Source organism: Streptomyces sp. NRRL F-5126 (assembly GCF_000721265.1).
Taxonomy (GTDB): domain Bacteria; phylum Actinomycetota; class Actinomycetes; order Streptomycetales; family Streptomycetaceae; genus Streptomyces.
On record NZ_JOFZ01000006.1, the window covers coordinates 663207 to 681569 of the forward strand.

12 protein-coding genes are annotated in these 18363 nt (G+C 68.4%); 1 reads left to right on the forward strand and 11 read right to left on the reverse strand.

The features are described 5' to 3' along the window. Positions 1–25: 25 nt before the first annotated feature. The 6 genes from IH48_RS0115995 to IH48_RS0116020 form a co-directional block, all read right to left on the reverse strand. Positions 26–6517 carry an RHS repeat-associated core domain-containing protein gene (locus tag IH48_RS0115995; RefSeq protein WP_051839835.1) on the reverse strand — a complete coding sequence of 2164 codons (6492 nt, stop codon included), beginning with the start codon at positions 6515–6517 and terminating at the stop codon, positions 26–28. Positions 6518–6610: 93 nt separating this feature from the next. Further along, a complete protein-coding gene (locus tag IH48_RS0116000; RefSeq protein ID WP_051839837.1) occupies positions 6611–10240 on the reverse strand; it encodes a LamG-like jellyroll fold domain-containing protein in 3630 nt (1209 codons plus the stop codon). 255 nt (positions 10241–10495) lie between these two features. Next, positions 10496–11509, reverse strand: a complete 1014-nt coding sequence (locus tag IH48_RS0116005; protein ID WP_030904096.1) for a phosphotransferase family protein — start codon at positions 11507–11509, stop codon at positions 10496–10498. Between the two features lie 169 nt (positions 11510–11678). Further along, positions 11679–12302 carry an NADPH-dependent F420 reductase gene (locus tag IH48_RS0116010; RefSeq protein WP_030904098.1) on the reverse strand — a complete coding sequence of 208 codons (624 nt, stop codon included), beginning with the start codon at positions 12300–12302 and terminating at the stop codon, positions 11679–11681. Between the two features lie 80 nt (positions 12303–12382). Next, positions 12383–12808 carry a nuclear transport factor 2 family protein gene (locus IH48_RS0116015; RefSeq protein WP_030904100.1) on the reverse strand — a complete coding sequence of 142 codons (426 nt, stop codon included), beginning with the start codon at positions 12806–12808 and terminating at the stop codon, positions 12383–12385. Between the two features lie 32 nt (positions 12809–12840). After that, the gene (locus tag IH48_RS0116020; RefSeq protein ID WP_030904102.1) at positions 12841–13575 is read right to left on the reverse strand and encodes an SDR family NAD(P)-dependent oxidoreductase; all 735 of its coding nucleotides are present in this window, start codon (positions 13573–13575) and stop codon (positions 12841–12843) included. A 138-nt stretch (positions 13576–13713) separates the two neighbouring features. On the opposite strand from IH48_RS0116020, the gene IH48_RS0116025 reads away from it, so the two are divergent. Next, the gene (locus tag IH48_RS0116025; RefSeq protein ID WP_030904104.1) at positions 13714–14346 is read left to right on the forward strand and encodes a TetR/AcrR family transcriptional regulator; all 633 of its coding nucleotides are present in this window, start codon (positions 13714–13716) and stop codon (positions 14344–14346) included. Positions 14347–14438: 92 nt separating this feature from the next. Here the strand turns inward: IH48_RS0116025 and IH48_RS0116030 are convergent, their stop codons facing one another. From IH48_RS0116030 to IH48_RS0116050, 5 genes are all read right to left on the reverse strand, one after another. Further along, positions 14439–15173 (reverse strand): SDR family oxidoreductase, encoded by a 735-nt coding sequence (locus IH48_RS0116030; protein ID WP_030904105.1) that lies wholly within the window; start codon positions 15171–15173, stop codon positions 14439–14441. Next, positions 15170–15931, reverse strand: a complete 762-nt coding sequence (locus tag IH48_RS0116035; protein ID WP_078849752.1) for a nitroreductase — start codon at positions 15929–15931, stop codon at positions 15170–15172. The genes IH48_RS0116030 and IH48_RS0116035 overlap by 4 nt, the downstream gene beginning before the upstream one ends. A 77-nt stretch (positions 15932–16008) precedes the next feature. Beyond that, complete coding sequence (locus IH48_RS0116040) at positions 16009–16887, reverse strand: ABC transporter substrate-binding protein (protein ID WP_030904110.1); 879 nt, start codon at positions 16885–16887, stop codon at positions 16009–16011. Between the two features lie 26 nt (positions 16888–16913). After that, a complete protein-coding gene (locus tag IH48_RS0116045; RefSeq protein ID WP_030904112.1) occupies positions 16914–17669 on the reverse strand; it encodes an SDR family NAD(P)-dependent oxidoreductase in 756 nt (251 codons plus the stop codon). Beyond that, positions 17666–18271 (reverse strand): TetR/AcrR family transcriptional regulator, encoded by a 606-nt coding sequence (locus IH48_RS0116050; RefSeq protein WP_199809952.1) that lies wholly within the window; start codon positions 18269–18271, stop codon positions 17666–17668. The genes IH48_RS0116045 and IH48_RS0116050 overlap by 4 nt, the downstream gene beginning before the upstream one ends. Positions 18272–18363 lie beyond the last annotated feature (92 nt).

Consider the following 18363-nt stretch of genomic DNA (forward strand, 5'->3'; position numbering starts at 1 on the left):
CCGGAGTTACCGATTACCCGTACTTTCATCTTACGTTTGGCTCCATCTGAGGGTAGTCGAGCTTGAACTTGTACTCGAAGTTGTCCCCATTGTCGAGATTTCTAAACCAGTGAACGGTTCGGATGGCTTTTCCGCTTGCGTCATCCAAGGTAGACTGCATTTTTACCCACTGACCCGGACCATAATTCGCTTCAAGCCTCGGAGTATCGCCGAGAGTTCTCAAAATCACGGTCCCCGCACCGGGAGCCTTCGCTCCCTGCATAGCGAGCTGATCGTAGTAATCATTCGGAATATGATCGGGGATGGGCCCCTTATTGGGTTTCGCGGACTCCGACTCGCTCAGACGCTTGAGTGGGTCTGCGGATCCGTCGGAAGCGGTGGCGTCGGCTTCCGAAGCTGCTTCGCCTGCTCCTGCGGCAGAAGCTGATTCCTCTGCACCCACAGCCGTGCCTTCGGCGGCTATGGCGGCGCCCTCACCTGCCTCGGCTGCGGCGCCTCCGGCTACTGCCGCGCCTCCTGCCTCGGCGCCTGCCCCTGCAAGCGCTCCAAGGCCGCAAATGCCCGCTGTGAAGAACGTGCAAGCCCCGAACAGGATTGCCCCTCCAGCGGTGGCAGCGGCCATCACCGGGTGCTTCGTCACCGCGTGGTAGACCGCCTTTGCGGCGTGGGCGATGCCGTGGCCTACCGAACTTCCGAAGTGGGACACGCCGCTCCAGGCAGAGCAGTACCAGCAGCTCTTGTGGGTGGTCGGGTGGTAGCTGCCGCCTCCCTCGTAGCCGGCGTAGTGCGACGCCGTGCCGCCGCCCGTGGCCTTGCCGTGGTGGGAGAGGCTGCCGTCGCCGTGGGTGACGACCCCGGAGCCGCAGCCCGGCATGCCCGGGCCGCCGCAGGCCAGGCCCTCGCCCGTCGGGTCCGACGACGTGACCGGGTTGTCGGCCGCGTAGGTGTAGCCGTTGATCGTCTGCGAGATGTTGGTCTGCAGGAGCGGGTCGAGGCTGACGAAGCGGCCGGTCGTGGTGTCGTAGTCGCGGGCGCCGAGGTGGGTGAGGCCCGTGCCCTTGTCCTGGATGCCGCCGACGAAGCCCTTGTCGCCCAGCCAGTCGGTCGAGTCGGGGTTGCCCGTGCCGCTGCCGTCGGCTCCGGGGCCTCTGGCGTTGCCGTACGGGTCGGTGTAGCGGCGTACAACGGCTTGCGTGGTGTTGTCGATCTGCGTAGAGGCCGTGCCGTGCCGGTCGGTGAGGACCCAGTCCAGCTTGCCGTCGCTCGTGCGGACCGCGACGGTCTGGCCCGCCCAGGCGTAGTAGCGCGTGCCCGTGGCGGTTGAGGCGCCCGGCGCGAGGTGGATCTCCATGTCGCCGAGGTAGAGCGTCGTGCCGGATGTGTCGCGCGACAGGAGGCGGTTGCCGTCCGCGTCGTAGACGTAGGAGACGGAGGTGCCGTCGGCGTTCGTGACCTTCGCGAGGTTGCCCTCGTCGTCCCATTCCAGGTGCTGGGTCTTGCCGCCCACCGTGCGGGTCGTGGTGTTGCCCGCCTTGTCGTAGGCGTAGGAGGCCGTCGTGTCCGGCTGGCCGGTCTGCGTGGTCACGGACGAGTCCAGCGTGTGGGGCTGGTCGGTTCCCGGGACCGGGTACGTGTACGTCGTCGTCTTGTCGGACGTGCCCGACGTGGCGCCGTGGTCCACCAGCGTCGTGCGGTCACCGACCGGGTCGTAGCCGTAGGTCTGCCAGTAGGGCGCCGGGCCGCCGAGCATCGCCTCGGACGGGTCGGCGGCGCAGCCGTTCGTCGGGGTCCAGGCCTGGGTGAGGCGGTCGTGGCCGTCGTAGCGGTAGCACTGCGTGTCGTTCGCGCCGTCGGCGCGGGTGTCCACCGAGGTCGGGTTGCCGGAGTCGTCGTACGTGTAGTGCGTGTCCTGGACCGGCGCGGAGTCCGTGTCGTCCGTGACGAGCTGGCGGTCCAGACGCCGGGTGCCGTCCTCGTAGGTGTTGCTGATCTGCACCCACTTGGCGCTGTCGGCCGTAGAGGTGCCCAACGTCACCTGGGACACGTCGCCGGGCTTGGTGTAGTCGGTGTTCAGGACGTAGCCGCTGGCGCCCTTGAGGGACTTCGGCATGCCGAGTTCGTTGTAGCCGAAGATCTCGGACTCACGCGGCAAGCCGCCCACGGCAGGGTCCGACGCCGAGTACTGCGTCCCGTCCAGGTTGTAGGCCGAGCCGAAGCTGTACGTGCCGGCCAGTGCCTCCTCGCCCGCGACGGACGGCACCGTGACCCGGGTGAACGTGGGGTGGTAGAGGGAGTCGTAGGAGAGGGTCTGGCTGGTGTAGGCCTTGCCGCCGGTGCCGGAGCCCCCGACGTAGCGGATGGACGCCGAGGGCTTGCCCTTGGCGATCGTGTCGTACGTCCACTTCGCCAGCTGGTGATCGGCGTCCTGGACCGTGCCGTCGTACTCGCCCGTCTTCCGACCGAGTACGTCGTACGTGTAGCTGAGGGTCTTGCCGCGGCTGTCCGTCGTCGACGTCGTCCGGTCCAGGTCGTCGTACGTCGTCGTGCTGGTGCCGCCGTCCGGGTCGGTCGTGGACGTCTTGCGGCCGAGCAGGTCGTAGCCGTAGTGCCAGCTGTTGCCGTCAGCGTCGGTGATCTGCGCCAGGCGGCTCTTCGCGTCGTAGCGGTAGTCGATCGCCGTGTAGGAACCGGACGCGGTGCCGTTGTCGTAGTCCCGGGTCTCCGTCGTGCGTCCGAGGGTGTCCACGAGGGTGGTGGTGGCCACTCCGCCCTTCGGCGGGACAACGGTCGTCCGGTCGCCGCCGTAGGTGGTCGTGGTCGTCCACTTTTTCGTGCCGTCGGCGTAGAAGTCCTTCGCCGTGGCCCTGCTGTCACCGTCGTAGGTGGTGAGGGTCTGCGACGGCTGCGCGGAGGTGATGTTCGCCAGGGTGCCCGAGGCGTCGCTGCCGTCGGAGTAGTCGGCGTCCGCCTCGACGGCGAGGCCGCGCGTGTCGTACTTCGTCTCGCTGATCACCCTGCCCCCGCCCGGCGCGGGCGTCTGGGTCTGGCGGGGCCGCAGGAGCGCGTCGTAGATGGCGTACGAGTAGTCGTACGTCGAGCCGTCGTTGCGGAGCTTGCCCGTGCGCACGTACGAGGCCGAGGTGTTGGACAGCTCGTAGTCGTAGACGAGGCTGGCCGTCTGGCCGACCGCCTTCGAACGGTTGGGCTGCCAGAGGCTGGTCAGCCGGCCCAGCGCGTCGTAGGCGTAGTCGGTGCGCTTGTTGTTCGGGTCGATGGCCGATGTGGCGAGCCCGCGTGCTGGGTCGTAGTCGGTCGTCGTCTTGTAGTTCTTCGCGTCGTAGCTGACGGTACTGGTCAGCGGGCCGCCGGTGGCCGGGGTGTAGGCCGTCTTCGTGGTGTTGCCATCCGCGTCGGCCACAGAGGTGACGCGGCCCTGGCTGTCGTAGGCCGAGGTGGAGACGGTCTGGTAGACGGGGGAGCCGTCCTTGTACGACGTGAGCCGCTGGGTGGAAGTCTCGTCGCCCTTGGTGGGGGCCGCGCCGAAGGTTTGGCCGTCGTAGAGCGTGCGGTTGTCGGATATGACGTCGTCGGGCCGCTTGGGGGTCGTCCCGCACGGTACGTCGACGATTTCCACGCGCGTCGGTACGGCCCTGAGCCACGCACTGTCGTTGTTGACGAGTGTGTTGCGTGTGCACTGCTCGTCGCCGGTGGTGGCCGTGTCGCCGCTGTCGTCCACCTGGAGCGTCGCGCCCGTGACCGGGTCGTACGTGGTGTGGACAGCCGTGTTGCGGGTTCCGCCGCTTGCGAGGTCCGTCCGCTTGTAGACGGCCGACGGGGCGACGTAGTCGGACGTGCGCGTGCCGTCCGTGCCCGTCTGGTGGTACCACTCGTCGGTGATCGTCCCGGACACTTCGTGCGTGCCGTTGTAGGTGATCGACTCGCGGACCGATCCGGCGAGCGGGTTGGCGTCAGTGACCGCGGTGCCTTTCGAGTCGGTGATCTTGACGCTGCGCTTGCTGCCGTCCGCCTGCTTGTCGCCGTCCATGCCGCGGAAGTACGTATCCACGGTCTTGGTCCTGGTGGACTGCGCGTCACCGGTCGTCGTCGTGACGCTGCCGTAGCCGCGCCACTGCGACCAGGTGATCCGCTTGGCGGGCGAGGTCACGTCGTCGATGTCGTAGTGCCACGCGGGTGCGCCGTTGTAGGTGTAGTCGGTCTCCTTCAGAGGAGCCCCGCCCGTCGGGTCGGACTCGTTGACCTGCTCGACGAGGTACTTGTGGAAGTAGTCGAGTTGCGGCGCGTCGGTGTACGGGGGCTGCCAGTAGGTCGGATAGCAGAGCTTGGTGTCCGCGTCGGGCGCGCTGGGCATGTTCGAGCCCACGACGCACTGCGGGTCCGAGTAGTTGACGGTCAGGACGGAGCCGGTCTCCGACGTGATCGTGCGGACCCGCCATTTGATGAGTGCGGCGATGTCGTCGTGTGTGGTGTCGACGCGGTTGGCCATCTGGACGCCGGTGAAGGTGACCGGCTTCATCGCGACGGCCTTGCCGTCCTCACCGGTCCGCGTGATCGACTTCAGCCAGAGCCCGGCCGAGGTGCCGTCGCCCGGGTCAGGGAAGGACTGGTCGAGCTTCCAGGAATCGACGTCCCTGTAGGCCGCCGGGCTCGCCGAGGCGTCCCAGACCTTTGTGGTGACGGCCGTGAGCCGCTTGCGTGAGAAGAAGGTCGGCGCGGGATCGTCCTTGCAGACCTTGCCCGAGTCGCAGATTTCGTCGTACGGCACGTCCGGCCAGTACTTCGCGGTCGTCGACGTCAGCGAGTCGCACTTCTCGGTGCTGGTGGGCAGGCAGCGTTCCGCGGTGGTGAACGCCACCTGGTCGGGCGCGGTGCCGAAGACCGTGGACGACGTGATGCCGTAGTCGATGCGGGTCAGGTAGCCACCGCGGTCGTAGGAGGTGCCGTCGGCGGTGGTGGTGCCGTCCTTGGCGTAGTGGTTGGACTCCTTCGTGTACCAGTACGACATGGCGTTGCCGTGTGTGTCGACGACGTAGTCGAGGTTCCACCGCCACGCCTGGTCGCAGGAGCTCGCGGCGAAGGTCGAGGCGTGGCATGGCTCGCCGGAGTCGTCGCCGAAGACGGGCACGTTCCACGTCGAGTTGGTCTCGGGCTTGCCGGTGCTCCAGCCGGGCAGGCGGTTCTTGCCGAAGACGTACTGCGTGCCGTCGGTAGTGGTGACGGTCCAGTACTCGCCGTCGTTGTCCCCGTTGACGGCGCCGGTGGAGCGTACGATCCGCTCGCCGTTGTCGCCCTCGGGGTGCCAGTCGCCGGTCTTGGTGTCCTTGACGAGACGGGTCGAATGCCCGTTGAGCATGAGGACCGCGTTGTCGCCGGCCCAGCACTCGTCCTGCTTCTTCGACTGCCCGTCGTCGTCGCACGAGTCGTACGACCGCTCGATGTAGGAGGTCGGCAGGTCCCAGCCCTCGCCCACCCAGGACGGCTGGTTGTTCGTGGACGGCAGCCGTCCGTCGACGCTCCCCGAGTCGTAGTTGATCGCGAGGGTGGGGGCTGGTCCACCGGCGGAGGGAGGCACCGACAGCGGGTACGACCAGTTGAAGTCGCCGCTGGAACCGCCTGCCTGCCACGAGGCGGACGGAGACAGGGATGTCGCCTTGTAGGAACCCGCTCCCGAGGTCGGGGCCGTCGTCGCGGCGAGGACGGTGAAGCCGTTGCCTGCGGCCGTCCGCACAGTCGCCGGGGACGCCGACATCTCGACGGCGCTCTGCCACAGTCCTGTGGTGGTGTGCTGCGGGACGGTGACTGTGGCGGTCAGGGTGTGGTGCCGGATGTCGTTGTGCGTCTTGACCGGTGTACGGGTGAGGCACCCCGGTGTGCCAGGGCTGGTGAGGGCACATGCCGGCAGCCGGACGAGGGAGAGGCGGGAGGCGTAGTCACCACCGTAGGCGTCGGCGAACCCCGAGTAATCCAGCGTGAGTTGCGCTGAACCGGTGCGGTGGCCCGTACCACCCGTCAACGTCAGCAGTGCGCCGTCCGCTCCTGCGGCGAGGGCGGCCGCATGGTTCGCCACCTTCACGGTCGCAGGGTCCGGGGCGGTGTCCGCGTGTGGCGATGCGGCGGCCAGCTTCACCGGAAGGCCTCCGACGGAAACGGCCTTGGCGGCGTGGCCTGCGGATGGGACCGAGAGGGTGGCGTCGGCCGTCTTCGGCCACTTCACCGCCTTGTTCACGGTGGCGGACGTCCGTGCGGCCGCCGCCTTCGCCGGGTTCTTCGGCTTCGCGGTCCTGGCCTTGAACGGAACGGCGGTGCCGGGCTTCGACTGCTGTGCCTGCACGGTGCGGTGTCCGTGGTGCTCGTTGGCCCAGGCGGCAGGCGCCGTGCCGAGCAGGGAGGCGGTGGCCGCTCCCGTCACCAGTGCGGCGACCCAGCCCCGTATGCGACTGAACCGCTGTCCGCGCCAGGCGGGCGCTCTGAACGGGCCCGCGTGTGTGCCGCCACGCATGTTGAACTCCGCATCCTTCGGTGGTGCGAACCGATGTGCCACGGACGCCGCCGCGGGGTTTCTGCCGTCTGGAACCGTGGGTGCTGACAGGGATCAGAGCGGGAAGAGGTACTCGTCGTAGTACATCTGCGCGATGTCCGGACCGGACATCACACCGGTCCAGACGCGCACGCGCTGGACGAGGCCGGTCGCGTAGTCGCCGTAACCGCCTGATGCGGTGCGGCCACGCCCGATCGAGAAGGTCCCGGTCGCCTGCCACGGCTTGTCGAACGTGACTCCTCCGTCGGAGCCCTCGTCGGACGCACTGTCGCCGACCGTGCCCTGAGCGACGCCGTTGACGTACAGCGTCAGGTTCTGGTGCGCCGCGTCGTAGACGCCGGTGAGCAGCGTCCACTCCGTCGGGTCCGCGAGTGCCGCGGAGCCGATATCGGTCGGGTCGGACACGACGGTCGCCGTGGTGGAGTCGGCTGTCGTCCTGCCGAACATCCAGGCGCCCTCGGTCGATCCGGCGGGCTGGCTGTACCACAGCGACCAGGAGTCGCGTTTGCCACCGGACTGGCCGGCGATCGTGACGGTGTGGGCCACCGAGGTGTCCGCCAGAGAGGCCGCGTCCAGCTTCGCCCAGGCGGCGATGGTGAAGGCCCCCTGGGAGTCGACCACGGGCCCGGCCGCCGACACGTAGCCGTTCGACGTTCCGTCGAGCGCGAGGGCGTTGCCCATCCCGCCGTCGACGTCGTCCGTCCAGGAGGCGCCGCTACCAAGGGTGGCCGTGTGGCCGTAGCCCGAGGTGTCCTGCGCCGTGGAGCCGGAGGTTCCGCCGAGTTCCCAGTCAGCGGCGAGAGTCGGACGGGCGTCGCCCTGGGCGTCCGTCATGTCCTGGAGGTCAGCGACTTCGTCCGCGGACATGATGCGGTTCCACAGGCGGACGTCGTCGATCTGGCCGGTGAAGTAGTCGGTGAACGAACCGCCGTACTGGCCGCGCCCGATCTGGAGCCCACCCGTGGCCTTCCACGGTGTGGTGAAGGAGACGGGGTCGCCCTGCGGAACGCCGTTCACGTACAGCTGGATCGTCTGGGCCTGCGCGTCGTACACGCCGAGCAGGTGGGTCCATACGCCCATGGCCGGCGTCGCGGTGGAGACGGATCGCACGATGGTCGGCGTGGTGGAGTCGGACGTGTACCGGTTGAAGATCCACGCCTTGTACGCCGTGGAGTAGTACAGGGCGAACGACGAGCCGTGCGCACCCGCCTGTGCCGCGATGACCGAGTTGTGGGAGAGGTCGGTGAGGCGTGCCCAGCCGGAGATGCTGAAGGACTTCGTGGTGTCGAGTCCGGTGCCACTGACCGCGGCGTAGCCGCTGCTTCCGTCGACGGCAAGGGATTCGCCGGACCTGGCGAACTTCGACCAGGACGCACCGGATGCCGAGAGCGTGGCCGCGTGGGAGCCGGCGCCGTCCGCCGCCGAACCGCCGCTCCCCTCGTCGAAGGCCCACGAATCGACCGGCGGCGCGCCGGCGCCGACCTTGAAGAAGTACGTGCAGCTCGCGGACACGTTTCCCGCCGCGTCGGCCGTCTGTACGGTCAGCGCGTTGAGTCCGCGCACGTCAGGCGCGAGGTTCAGGGCGAGGCTCGATGTGGGTGACGAGAACGACTTCGTGACCTGCCGCCCTTGGTTGAGCGTGTAGGTGTACTTGACCACGTCGGACGCACCGGCGTGGAGCGTGAAGGTGGCAGGTGCCCCCACGCCGCCGGAGGCGGAGCAGGAGTCGGGGTCGTCGGCGGTCGCGCACTCCGGGTACGCGATCGAGGTGACGGTGGGTGGCGCGGGCCTGCTGGTGTCGACGTGGAAGGCACAGGCCCCGATCGTCGTCCAACCGGAATACATGGACGCGCTCTTGCCGCCGAACGAATACTGGTACACCGTCCTGGCCTTGAACCAGTAGGTCTGCCCGTTCTTGAGAGTCGGGGTCTTCCACGTTCCTGCCTTGCCGGACGTCGTCCACGAGGACGGGCTGCCGGAGGCGACCAGTGGATCAGGGATGTTCGGGTCGTACCGGTAGAGCTGGAAGTTGGGGCGCAGCTTCGACTGGGAGCCGTCGGCCGACTTGGGGGACGCGCTCAGTGTCGGTGTGAGCGTGCGGATGTTCACGGCAACGCTCGAACTCTTGCCGCAGGCGAGATTCGGGGAGGAGAGCTTGAGGGAGGTGGGCGTGCTCGGCTTGGACACGAAGGTGACGGAGAGCGTCGGCTTCTTGGTCGCCGGAGAGGCGAACTGCTTCCACTCAAGGTCGTTCGACTCGCTGCTGGCGCGAAGTCCCACCGTGGTCGTGGCGCCGGAGCGGGCAGCGCCGTAGGCCACCGCACTCGTCGCGTCGAAGGAGACGTTGCCGCCGGGGCATGAGGAGGAATAGCCCTTGGCCGCGGAGACGGTGTCGATCCTCGACATCCAGGACGGCTGCCGCTTCCATGTGGACGCGGACGAGATGCCGCCGGTGTGCCACAACTCGACAGGTTGCTTGGTGCAGTTCGCCGCCCATACCTCCAACGCGGTGAAAGTGGCCGAGAGGATCTTCTTTCCGCTGAGGCTGTGGGTGTCGAACTGGTAGAGGGAGCGGACGACCTTGCTGTCCGCCCACGAGTCGTAGCCGGATCCCAGGGTGTGCTTGGTCTTCCAGAAGGAGGTCGACGGCTGGCCCGACCACAGGGCCGTCCAGCCCGCGAGGGACGAACTGGTCGTCTGCGGGTCGAGGACGACCGGGTACGTCGTGGTGGGATCGCTCAGGAACGACTGGTCGGGCGAGACGGACAGCACGTCACCCGTGGCGGTGACCCCCATGACCGTCGTTTTGGCGCCCGGCCCGGGGCCGTCCGCGGCGTCGGCGGGGGTGGTTTCGGCGGACGAAGCGGCCGGATCCACGGCAGCCGCAGCGCCGGACGAGGCACTGCGGCTCGCGGTGTCCGAGGTGGCGGAAGGATCGGTGGTGGGCGCGGGCGTGGAGTCCCACATCAACGCGGTGCCCGTGGTGAACTGCGGGCGGCCTGAGCCATCGACGAGGGCCACCCCGCCGTCCGCCTGCGAGGTCAGGGTCACGCCGCTGGTCTCCACGGGGAAGCTCACCGTGGCGAGGTCGGGGTCGAGTGCGGCCTGGCGCGTCTTGACCACGAGGTTCTCGCTGAACCCGTCAGGCAGCGCCGTCACCACGAGGTCCACGTCCGGGAGGACCGACGTGTATGTCGCGTCCGCACCGGACAGCGTCGGAGCGGGCAGTGTCCAGGGCGACTTGATGCTGTAGGAGACACCGCCCCGGGAGATCGTCGCCAATGGAGCGGATGATCCACCGCCGGAGAAGGTGATCTTCGAGGCTGTCGCCTTGGGGCTGATCGTGCCGCCGGGTGCGGACTGCAGTGTCGTGTCGATAGGCACCCAGTCGGACCCGACCTTGGCACGTTCCGGCACCACATCAGTGTTGAGTACGAACGTGCCGTCCGGCTGGGCGGACACCGTCTGGGTGGGGGTGGTGTCGGCAGGGACATCCACGGGTGCCCCGGTCTCGGCCGCCTTTGCCGAGGCCTGGGCCTCCGGCGACAGGTCTTGTCCGGCGCTGTCCGCGGCGGAATGGACGGTCGCGGCCGAAGGCTGCGCTGCGGCGGCCCAGGCGCCCGCACCGAGGGCCGGTTGCACCGCGAGCACCGCGGCGACCAGCCATGCCCGCCCAGCCGGCATGCGTCTGCCCGTCTTGTTCCTGCCCAACGTGTGCCCCCCCGGGCTTATGTACGTGCAGACACCACTTGTTTACATGTCCACGATCGCGACATCGATCATGGCGTAGTGCGCGACAAGGTGATGCAAACGGAACGGCAAGTTCGCCCTCGCCTTCCGTCACGGATCAGGCAAGATCGGAAAATTCTCGTCATATTCTCGACAGAATTTTCGCATGTGTGAACATGTGGTGACCGCGTCCACCGGTCGCGTGCCGGGTCATCGGGACGCGGCCGACTCCCTCACGTCCCGCAGGGCCGCTTCGAGTTGGGGGCCCACGGTCTCGCGGGTCCAGGCGGCCTGTTCGGCCGGGTACCCGCGGGGCACCGCCTCCACCAGCATGATCAGGTACAGGTAGCAGCGGTAGAGGGCGACGCGCAGCCGGAGGGAGGCGTCGAAGTCCGCTCGGCCACCGGCGGCGGCGTAACCGGCGAGGAAGTCGGTTTCGCGCTCGATGTCGGCGAACAGGGCGAGCGAGACGAAGTCCGCGGCGGGGTCGCCCCAGAACATGCGCTCGCCGTCGATGATGCCGCCGAGGGTGAGCGAGCCGGGTTCGCCGTCGAGCAGCAAGTTGCCCTGCCACAGGTCGAAATGGACCAGGGCCGGGCGGACGACCTCGTCGAGGGCGTCGGAGGCCGCGCCCATGGTCGCGTGGATGCGGTCCGGGGTTTCCGGCAGCCAGGCACGGTAGCGGACCGCGTCCGCCAGGACGGCGTCGCTCATCGCCCTGAACGCCTGGCGCCAGGTTGCGGACAGCGGCCCCAGCGGCTGTGCCGGGTAGCCGAAGCCGGGCCCGGTGACAGCGTGGAGGCGGGCCACTTCCCGTCCGACCTGGTGGCGCAGCCGACGTTCCTCGCCGCGGGTCATCGACGCCGCGTGCTCGGGCCACGGCACCCCGGGGCGAGCGGTCATGATCACGTGCGGAACCACGGGCGGGGCCGGATCGAACGCGGCGTGCACGATTTCGGGCACCGGCGCGCCGACGGCGGACGCGGCGCGGTAGAAGGCCGCCTCGCCACGGAGCAGGCCACGCTCGTAGCCCATGCCCGGCACGCCGGCAGGCGGAGGGATCTTGACGACCCACTCGCGACCGCCGGCGAACGTGACACGCACGACCGTGTTGTACGTCCCCCCGCTCAGCGGTGAGACGCGCGCGGCGGCCGGGTCGGCGACGCCCGCCGCCTCAAGTACCGCGGCGACGGCCGCCTCGCCGCCCTGCCCGTCTGGCCCCACGTCCGGCCCACCCCACTCCCGCCCGGGCGCGCCGTGCTCGCCATCGGTTGAGGGAACACGGTCGCGTGTCGCGAAGTCCATCATGAGAGGCGGCCAAAAGACCGCCGGTCATGGGGACTTCCGTCTCGGCCGTGGGGTGCGCAGCGCTCACAGGGGCGGTGCCCTGCTCTCAGCCGGCGAACTCGTCGACGCCGAGGGCGAAGTCCCAGTGGCCGACCCCCTCTTGGGCGAGGCCCACCGTGACCAGGCCCATCCCCTCCAGCCAGTGCGCCATCTTCAGGCCGCCGACATCCAGCGGGCGCAGCCCGAGGCTCTCGACGAATGTCGCCACGTCCGCCTTGGCCTGGCCGCTGTCGCCGGCCATGAAGACGTTGGGCCGGCCGTTTTCCAGGACATTGCGGAAGATGGTGTTGAACGCCTTCACCACACTGGCGCCGGCCGGAGCCACCTTGGCGGCTTCCTGCGCGACCGACGTCTCCTCGCTGTGGGCCAGCCCGTCGAAAGTGGCGTTGAAGGGGTTGCTGATGTCGACGATGACCTTGCCCGCGAGGGCGTCTCCGTACTGGGCGACGACCGGAACGACGCCGTCGTACAACAGGGCCGTGATGACGATGTCCCCGGCGGGGACGGCGCCCCACTCGCCCGTTGTCGTGCCGCCGCCCAGAGCCTTGGCCAGGTCGTCGGCCTTGGCCTGATCGCGTCCCATGACCTCGACGGTGTTGCCGCCCGCCACCGCGAGCGTGCCGATGGCACGGGCCATGTTCCCCGTACCGATAAGAGTGATGCTGCTCATGAGGTGTGCTCTCTTTCTGTACTCGACGTTTCGCTCTGTCCGGTGAATTCGGGATGCGTGGACCTGGGGTCCCTATCTCGTCACTCTCCCTCGGTGCGCAATTCCCACGGCCGCATTCCGGCGAAAGGCGCGAGGTGGCCCTGCATCTCTACGGCGGACGGCAGCGGGCGCCAGAATATGGTCACCTCGGCAATCCTGCCGTCCGCGTCGAGCAGGATGTAGTCCATCCCGTCGACCGCCGTGTCCTCGATCCGCAGCCGGAAGAATGCCGCGTGGTGGGAATCGCCGCTGAGGATTTCCTTGTAGGTGAGTTCCGCCGCCACCGCGGAGACTCCTTGGATGGCCGCTGTGACGGCGTCGCGGCCGGTGAGCGGCTCATCGTCGAGCGGGCTGATCAGCACCACGTCCTCGGCGAGGACACGGGCGAGAGCGTCTTTGTCCGCGCCGCCGTGCATGGAGTCGACGAAGGATTCGACGGTGGCGCGGTGCTTGGCGAGCGTGGTCATTGCTCCTCCTCGTTGTGCGTGTCGCCGCTGGTTCAGATGGCGGTGGTGCCGCCGTCCGCGACCAGTTCCAGGCCGTTGACGTAGCTGGAGTCGTCGGAGGCGAGGAAAAGGGCGATGGTGGCGATTTCGTCGGGGCGGCCCATCTTTCCGCGGGGAATGAGGGACTCGAATGCGGCCTTGGTCGCCTCGTCGAACAGTTCTTCCTGTTTGGCGGTGGCGACCTGGCCGGGGGTCAGGACGTTGACCCGGATCTTGCGGTCACGCAGTTCGTTGAGCCAGACGCGGGCCCAGGCCTGCTGGACGGCTTTGCTTCCCGCGTAGAGGCTCCAGCCGGGGAAGGCGCCGAGTGAGGCGTTGGACCCGGTCATGAGGATCGAGCCGTTGTCGTTCATCAGAGGCAGTGCCTTCTGGACGGTGAACAGGGTGCCGCGCGCGTTGAGCCAGAAAGCGCGGTGGAACTGCTCCTCGGTGATCTCGCCGAGGGCGGCGGGTTCGCCCATACCGGCGCTGGCCCACAGCACGTCGATCGAGCCCTTTTCCCGCTTGACGGTGTCGTACAAGCGGTCAAGGTCGTCCAGGTCGGAGGCGTCGCCCTGGACGGCGGTGACGTTGCGGCCGATCAGCCTGACGGCCTCGTCCAGCGCTTCCTGCCGCCGTGCCTGGATGAAGACGTGCGCTCCTTCCCGGACGAACAGTTCGGCGCCGGCCAATGCCATGCCGGTGGATCCGCCGGTGATCACCGCTACCTTGCCATCGAGCTTTCCCATGATCACTCCGCTGAATCGGTGGGTATCCGGAACAGCCCGGTTCTTACATAAACCAAGCCGTGTACTTAACGTACGGGACAGCACGGCGGGGCGCAAGCTATGTAGACCGATCTGTACCCAACGGCCTATGCTGGAGTCATGACGGAGTTGGAGAAGGGGCCCCTGGGCCGGCGCCGCGGCAGGGGCGCACGCGAGCGCATCCTCAGCGCGTCACAGCAGCTGTTCCGCGATCAGGGCATCAACCGCACCGGCATGGACCAGCTCAGCGCCGTGGCCCAGGTGTCCAAGCGCACGGCCTACCAGCACTTCAGCAGCAAGGACGAACTCGTCGCGGAGTACCTGCGCCAATTCGATCCCGATGTCATGCCCGGAGTGTTCGACCGCACCGACCTCACACCCCGCGAACGGCTGCTCGCCGCCTTCGAGATGCCCGCGTCCACGCCCCTGTGCCCCTACATCGCGGCGAGCGTCGAACTCCACGACCCCGAGCACCCCGCGTCGCAGTACGCGCGCGACTACAAGACCGCCATCGCCGCGCGGCTCACCGAAACCGCCCGCGAGGCCGGCGCCACCGACCCCGAGCAACTCGGCGAACAGCTGGCGCTGCTCATCGACGGCGCCTCGGCCCGCACCCGGGTGCTCAACAGCGCGTCGTGGCCCACCGCGGCCGCCATCGCCGCCGTCCTCATCGACAACGCCGTCCCCGCGTCGTCTCCCCGGCAGCCCGGCGATGACCGCGGGGCCGCCGGGTCTGCTCCCGTTCCTGTGTGAGACCGGTGACGGCCCGGTGACGCCTCGCCGGCCGGAAGACGATGTCGGGTTCGGCGCGGCCGGATCGAGAGCCGCAACACCGGCGAAGAAGGTCAGTGCGACCGCAGCCAGTCGCGGTAGTGGACGCTGGACAGGTGCGCGCCTTTGGGCGCGAGCAGCTCATCGCCCTTGACCGCGGCGAACAGGCCCGCCGTGTCGTCGGTGACGACGTGGCGGCGGTCGCCGGTGGCTTCCAGCGCGAGACGACCCAGTTCGTCCAGGGCGAAGACGTCGGGGCCTGCGATGTTGCGGGTGCCTCCCAGCGAAGCGCCGACTGCGGCGTCCGCGACCTGGGCGGCGACGTCGGCGGAGCTGATGGGCTGGATCGGGGCGGAGGGCAGGCGTACGACATCGCCGTCGGTGGTCCAGTCCATCGTCGGCCCGACGAACTCCATGAACTGGGTGGCGCGCACGATCGAGTACGGCACAGGCCCGGCCTTGACCAGTTCCTCCTGGAGCGTCTTGGCCCGGTAGTAGACGAGATCGGGCACCTGGTCGACGCCGACGATCGACAACGTCACCAGGTGTGGGGCGCCGACCGCCTCCATAGCGGCCAGCAGATTGGTCACCGTGGTGCGGAAGAAGTCGACGGAGGCATCGTCGAAGGTCGGCGAGTTGGTCACATTCACGACGGCATCCGCGTCGCGAACGGCGTCCTCGATGCCCTCGCCGGTGATCAGGTCGAGTCCGGTCGAGCGGGAGTGCCCCGTCGCCTCGTGGCCGGCCGCGGTGAGCAGGTGGATCACCTGCGAGCCGATCAGTCCGGTGCCAAGGACGGAGATTTTCATGACACACCCCTACGGTTGATGTTGTCCGGACCGGTGCCCTGGATGGTTCGGGGCGATGAGCGTGCCGGTGCGGTGCTGAACGGAATGCGTCGCTGCCCGTCGACGAACGTGACCGTCTCGGCCAGTGGGGCCCGGCCTATGCGGCCACGATCGACCGTGGCGTCCCCGTACCCGATCGACATGCCGCAGAAGAGGATGAGCCCCTCCGGCGGGGACAGGACCTCCGCGACGGTCCTGCGGTAGACCGACCAAGCCATCTGCGCGCAGCTGTGCAGCCCTTCGGCGCGCAGCAGCAGCATGACAGTCTGCAAATACATTCCGACGTCGGACCATTGAGGCCGGCCCATTTCGCGGTCAATGTAACAGAACAGGGCGGCGGGGGCGCCAAAACACGCCCAGTTCTCGGTGGCTGCCCTTCGGCGCGCATCCCAGTCGTCGCGTCGAATTCCCAACGCGCCGTAGCGTTTCTCACCGAAATCCGATCGCCGCTCCTGATAGGGAGATTTCAGCTCCTGCGGGTACATCTCGTATTCCCGATCGTCCCAGGGCTCCCCGTCGGCCGCCCGCTCTCCGGCGCGCTTTTTGAGCTCGGTAAGCGGCTCGCCGGTCAGCACGTAGGCATGCCACGGCTGGAGGTTCGATCCGGATGGCGACCATGCCGCGGCGGACAGCACGCGCTCCAGCATCTCTCTCGGGACCGGCCGGTCGGTGAATCGGCGCACCGCTCGCCGGCTCGTGACCGCCTCGTATACATCCATGCTGCGCGGCTCCCTGCTCGAATGCCGGACCAATGCGGCTGGCTTCTCCACCCCTTTGATGCGGGTGAGGCCGACCCTTATGGTGTGACGGTTGCGGTGCGGTAGAAATCGGAGGCGGCAATAGACTCCGGTACGCCGAGATCAGCGGCGACCGCGCTGATCGCGGCGGCCCCCACCGCGAGGTCGGCCGCGCCATCGGTCGTGAAATACGGCGCGATAAATGTTTTGTAGTGGGCGCGGGCCTCGTCCGCGGTGTGCCGGCCGAGGAACGTACGGATGTGCCGCACCGTGGTGTCGGGATCGTCGCGGATCACCGTCAAGGCACGCCGGTGGGCGCGTACGACGGCCAGGACGGCGGGGTCGTCCGGCGCGATGTGGGTGGGGTCGACGGCCAAGCCCACTGTGGGGATCTGGAAGTGGTCGCCGACCCAGGCCAGCACCTGCCAGCCGTACTCGGCGGCGATCGCTTCCGGCGCCATGGTGCTGCCGACGTAAGCGGCGTCGATCGCGCCGTCGCGCAGCCGGCGCAGATCCATGCCGTAGTCGCCGGGCTGCCGAAAGACGCAGTCGACGTCGCGGTCCGGATCGAGGCCGGCCTGGCGCAGCACGATGCGGGCAAAACATCCGGGGGCCGTGTGCGGGGCGTGCACCGCGAGCCGCCGGCCGGCCAGATCGGCCGGCGAGGTCGGACCGGGGCGGGCGAGGAACCAGAACAACGGCCGGTGCGTGTTGACGTTGAGCGCGACCCAAGGGATTCCGCTGGTCAGCCGGGACAGCAGCGCACGGCCCAGCCCGATGGTGACGACGTGCCGCAGCCGTTCCTCGTCCCAGGAACAGCCGTCGTGCAGCGCGACGCGTACACCCTCGTCGGCGTAGAGGTTCTCCTGATCGGCGATGTAGGCGGTGAGTTCCTCGTGCAGGCCCCGCCCGACATGGGCGAGATCGATGGTGTGCATGACCGTCCTTTCAGTACATTGGCATGTCAGTACATTGACATGCCGCCATTGACCGCGGCGGTCGTGCCGGTCATGAAGGCGTTGTCCTCGCCGGCGTAGAAGGCGACCACGTTGGCGACGTCCGCCGGTACGGCCAGCCGGCCCAGTGGAGTCGCGGTGATCTGCCGCTGCTTCTCCTCGTCGTCGAGTACCTGCGAGATCCTGGTCTCGGCTACCGGGCCGGGTTCCACGACGTTCACGGTGATGCTCAGCGGGCCCAGTTCCTGGGCCAGGTAGCGGCCGAATTGCGCGAGTGCGGCCTTGGCGACGCCCAGCGCGATCATGCCGGCGCGGGGACGGCGGCTCAGGCCGGTACCGAGGTAGATCAACCGCCCCCACCTCTGTTCGGTCATCGCGGGCACGACGGCCTTGGTGACCGTGAAGGCTGCGCGGATCTCGTCGTCGAGTTTGCCGCCGAGTTCCTCCCAGGTCATGTCCTGGAACGGTTTGATCGCGTAGGGGGTGAGCGCGTTGTGCACCAGCACGTCGACGCCGCCCCATTCCGCCCGGACACGTTCGATCATGGCGTCGACCGCTACGGGGTCACGCACGTCGGCCTTGACGGCCATGGCCTGGCCGCCGGCGTCCTCGATGCCGGCGACGACCTCCTTGGCCGCTCGGTCGCTCTGCCTGTAGTCGACCACCACGCGCATGCCGCGTTCGGCCAGCAGGCGCGCGGTGGCCGCGCCGATCCCGCTGCTGGCTCCGGTGACCAATGCGACCCTGCCGGTTGTCCTGATCATGATGTGACCTCACCTTCATGGGCGGGGCGGATCGCGCCGTGGAGGACGGTCTCGACGGTCGTCCGCAGCAGATCGGCCGCAGTGCAGTGGAGTTCGCGTGGCAGCCGTGAGTTGAACAGCCGCTCCACCGCGCCCCGGGTGATCTCACCGAGCAGTTCTGGCGGCGCGGACAGCAGTCCGCGCCGGTGCCCGTCCCGGAAGAGCTCGTCCAGCCGCTGGTAGACCACCGCGTCGATGCGCTGTTCCACGTACCGGCGCAGGACCGCGTCACCGCGCCCGGCCGCGAGCTGCGCCGCGCCGATCCGACCGAGTTCACCGCACGCCGCGATCAGGAACTGGCGTACCTGCTCGCTGAACGGCCGGCCGCGGGTCTCATCGGCCGCCGTGACCAAGGTGCGCTCGATCGCGTCGAACTGCCGGTCCAGCACGGCGGTCATCAGGCTGTGCTTGTCGGGGAAGTGCCGGTAGATCGTCTTCTTGGCCATGCCGAGGTCCCGGGCCAGGTCGTCCATGCTCACCCGCCCCGGGCCCGGCCCGAGGAACAGCTCGGCGGCCGCGTCGAGGATCAGCTCGGCCCGCTGCCGATCAGAAACTGAGGACACTCTTATAGTTTCCATCGTTTCGATGGTGGCCGGCCGCATGCCAGATGTCAAGGCATGGCGCCGTGAGGGCGTCTGGTTCAGGCGTGGCCGCA

Coding starts and splice junctions, on each gene's coding strand:
- IH48_RS0115995 (WP_051839835.1), bottom strand. CDS start 6,517: ATGCGTGGCGGCACACACGCGGGCCCGTTCAGAGCGCCCGCCTGGCGC.
- IH48_RS0116000 (WP_051839837.1), bottom strand. CDS start 10,240: ATGCCGGCTGGGCGGGCATGGCTGGTCGCCGCGGTGCTCGCGGTGCAA.
- IH48_RS0116010 (WP_030904098.1), bottom strand. CDS start 12,302: ATGAGCAGCATCACTCTTATCGGTACGGGGAACATGGCCCGTGCCATC.
- IH48_RS0116015 (WP_030904100.1), bottom strand. CDS start 12,808: ATGACCACGCTCGCCAAGCACCGCGCCACCGTCGAATCCTTCGTCGAC.
- IH48_RS0116020 (WP_030904102.1), bottom strand. CDS start 13,575: ATGGGAAAGCTCGATGGCAAGGTAGCGGTGATCACCGGCGGATCCACC.
- IH48_RS0116025 (WP_030904104.1), top strand. CDS start 13,714: ATGACGGAGTTGGAGAAGGGGCCCCTGGGCCGGCGCCGCGGCAGGGGC.
- IH48_RS0116030 (WP_030904105.1), bottom strand. CDS start 15,173: ATGAAAATCTCCGTCCTTGGCACCGGACTGATCGGCTCGCAGGTGATC.
- IH48_RS0116035 (WP_078849752.1), bottom strand. CDS start 15,931: ATGGATGTATACGAGGCGGTCACGAGCCGGCGAGCGGTGCGCCGATTC.
- IH48_RS0116040 (WP_030904110.1), bottom strand. CDS start 16,887: ATGCACACCATCGATCTCGCCCATGTCGGGCGGGGCCTGCACGAGGAA.
- IH48_RS0116045 (WP_030904112.1), bottom strand. CDS start 17,669: ATGATCAGGACAACCGGCAGGGTCGCATTGGTCACCGGAGCCAGCAGC.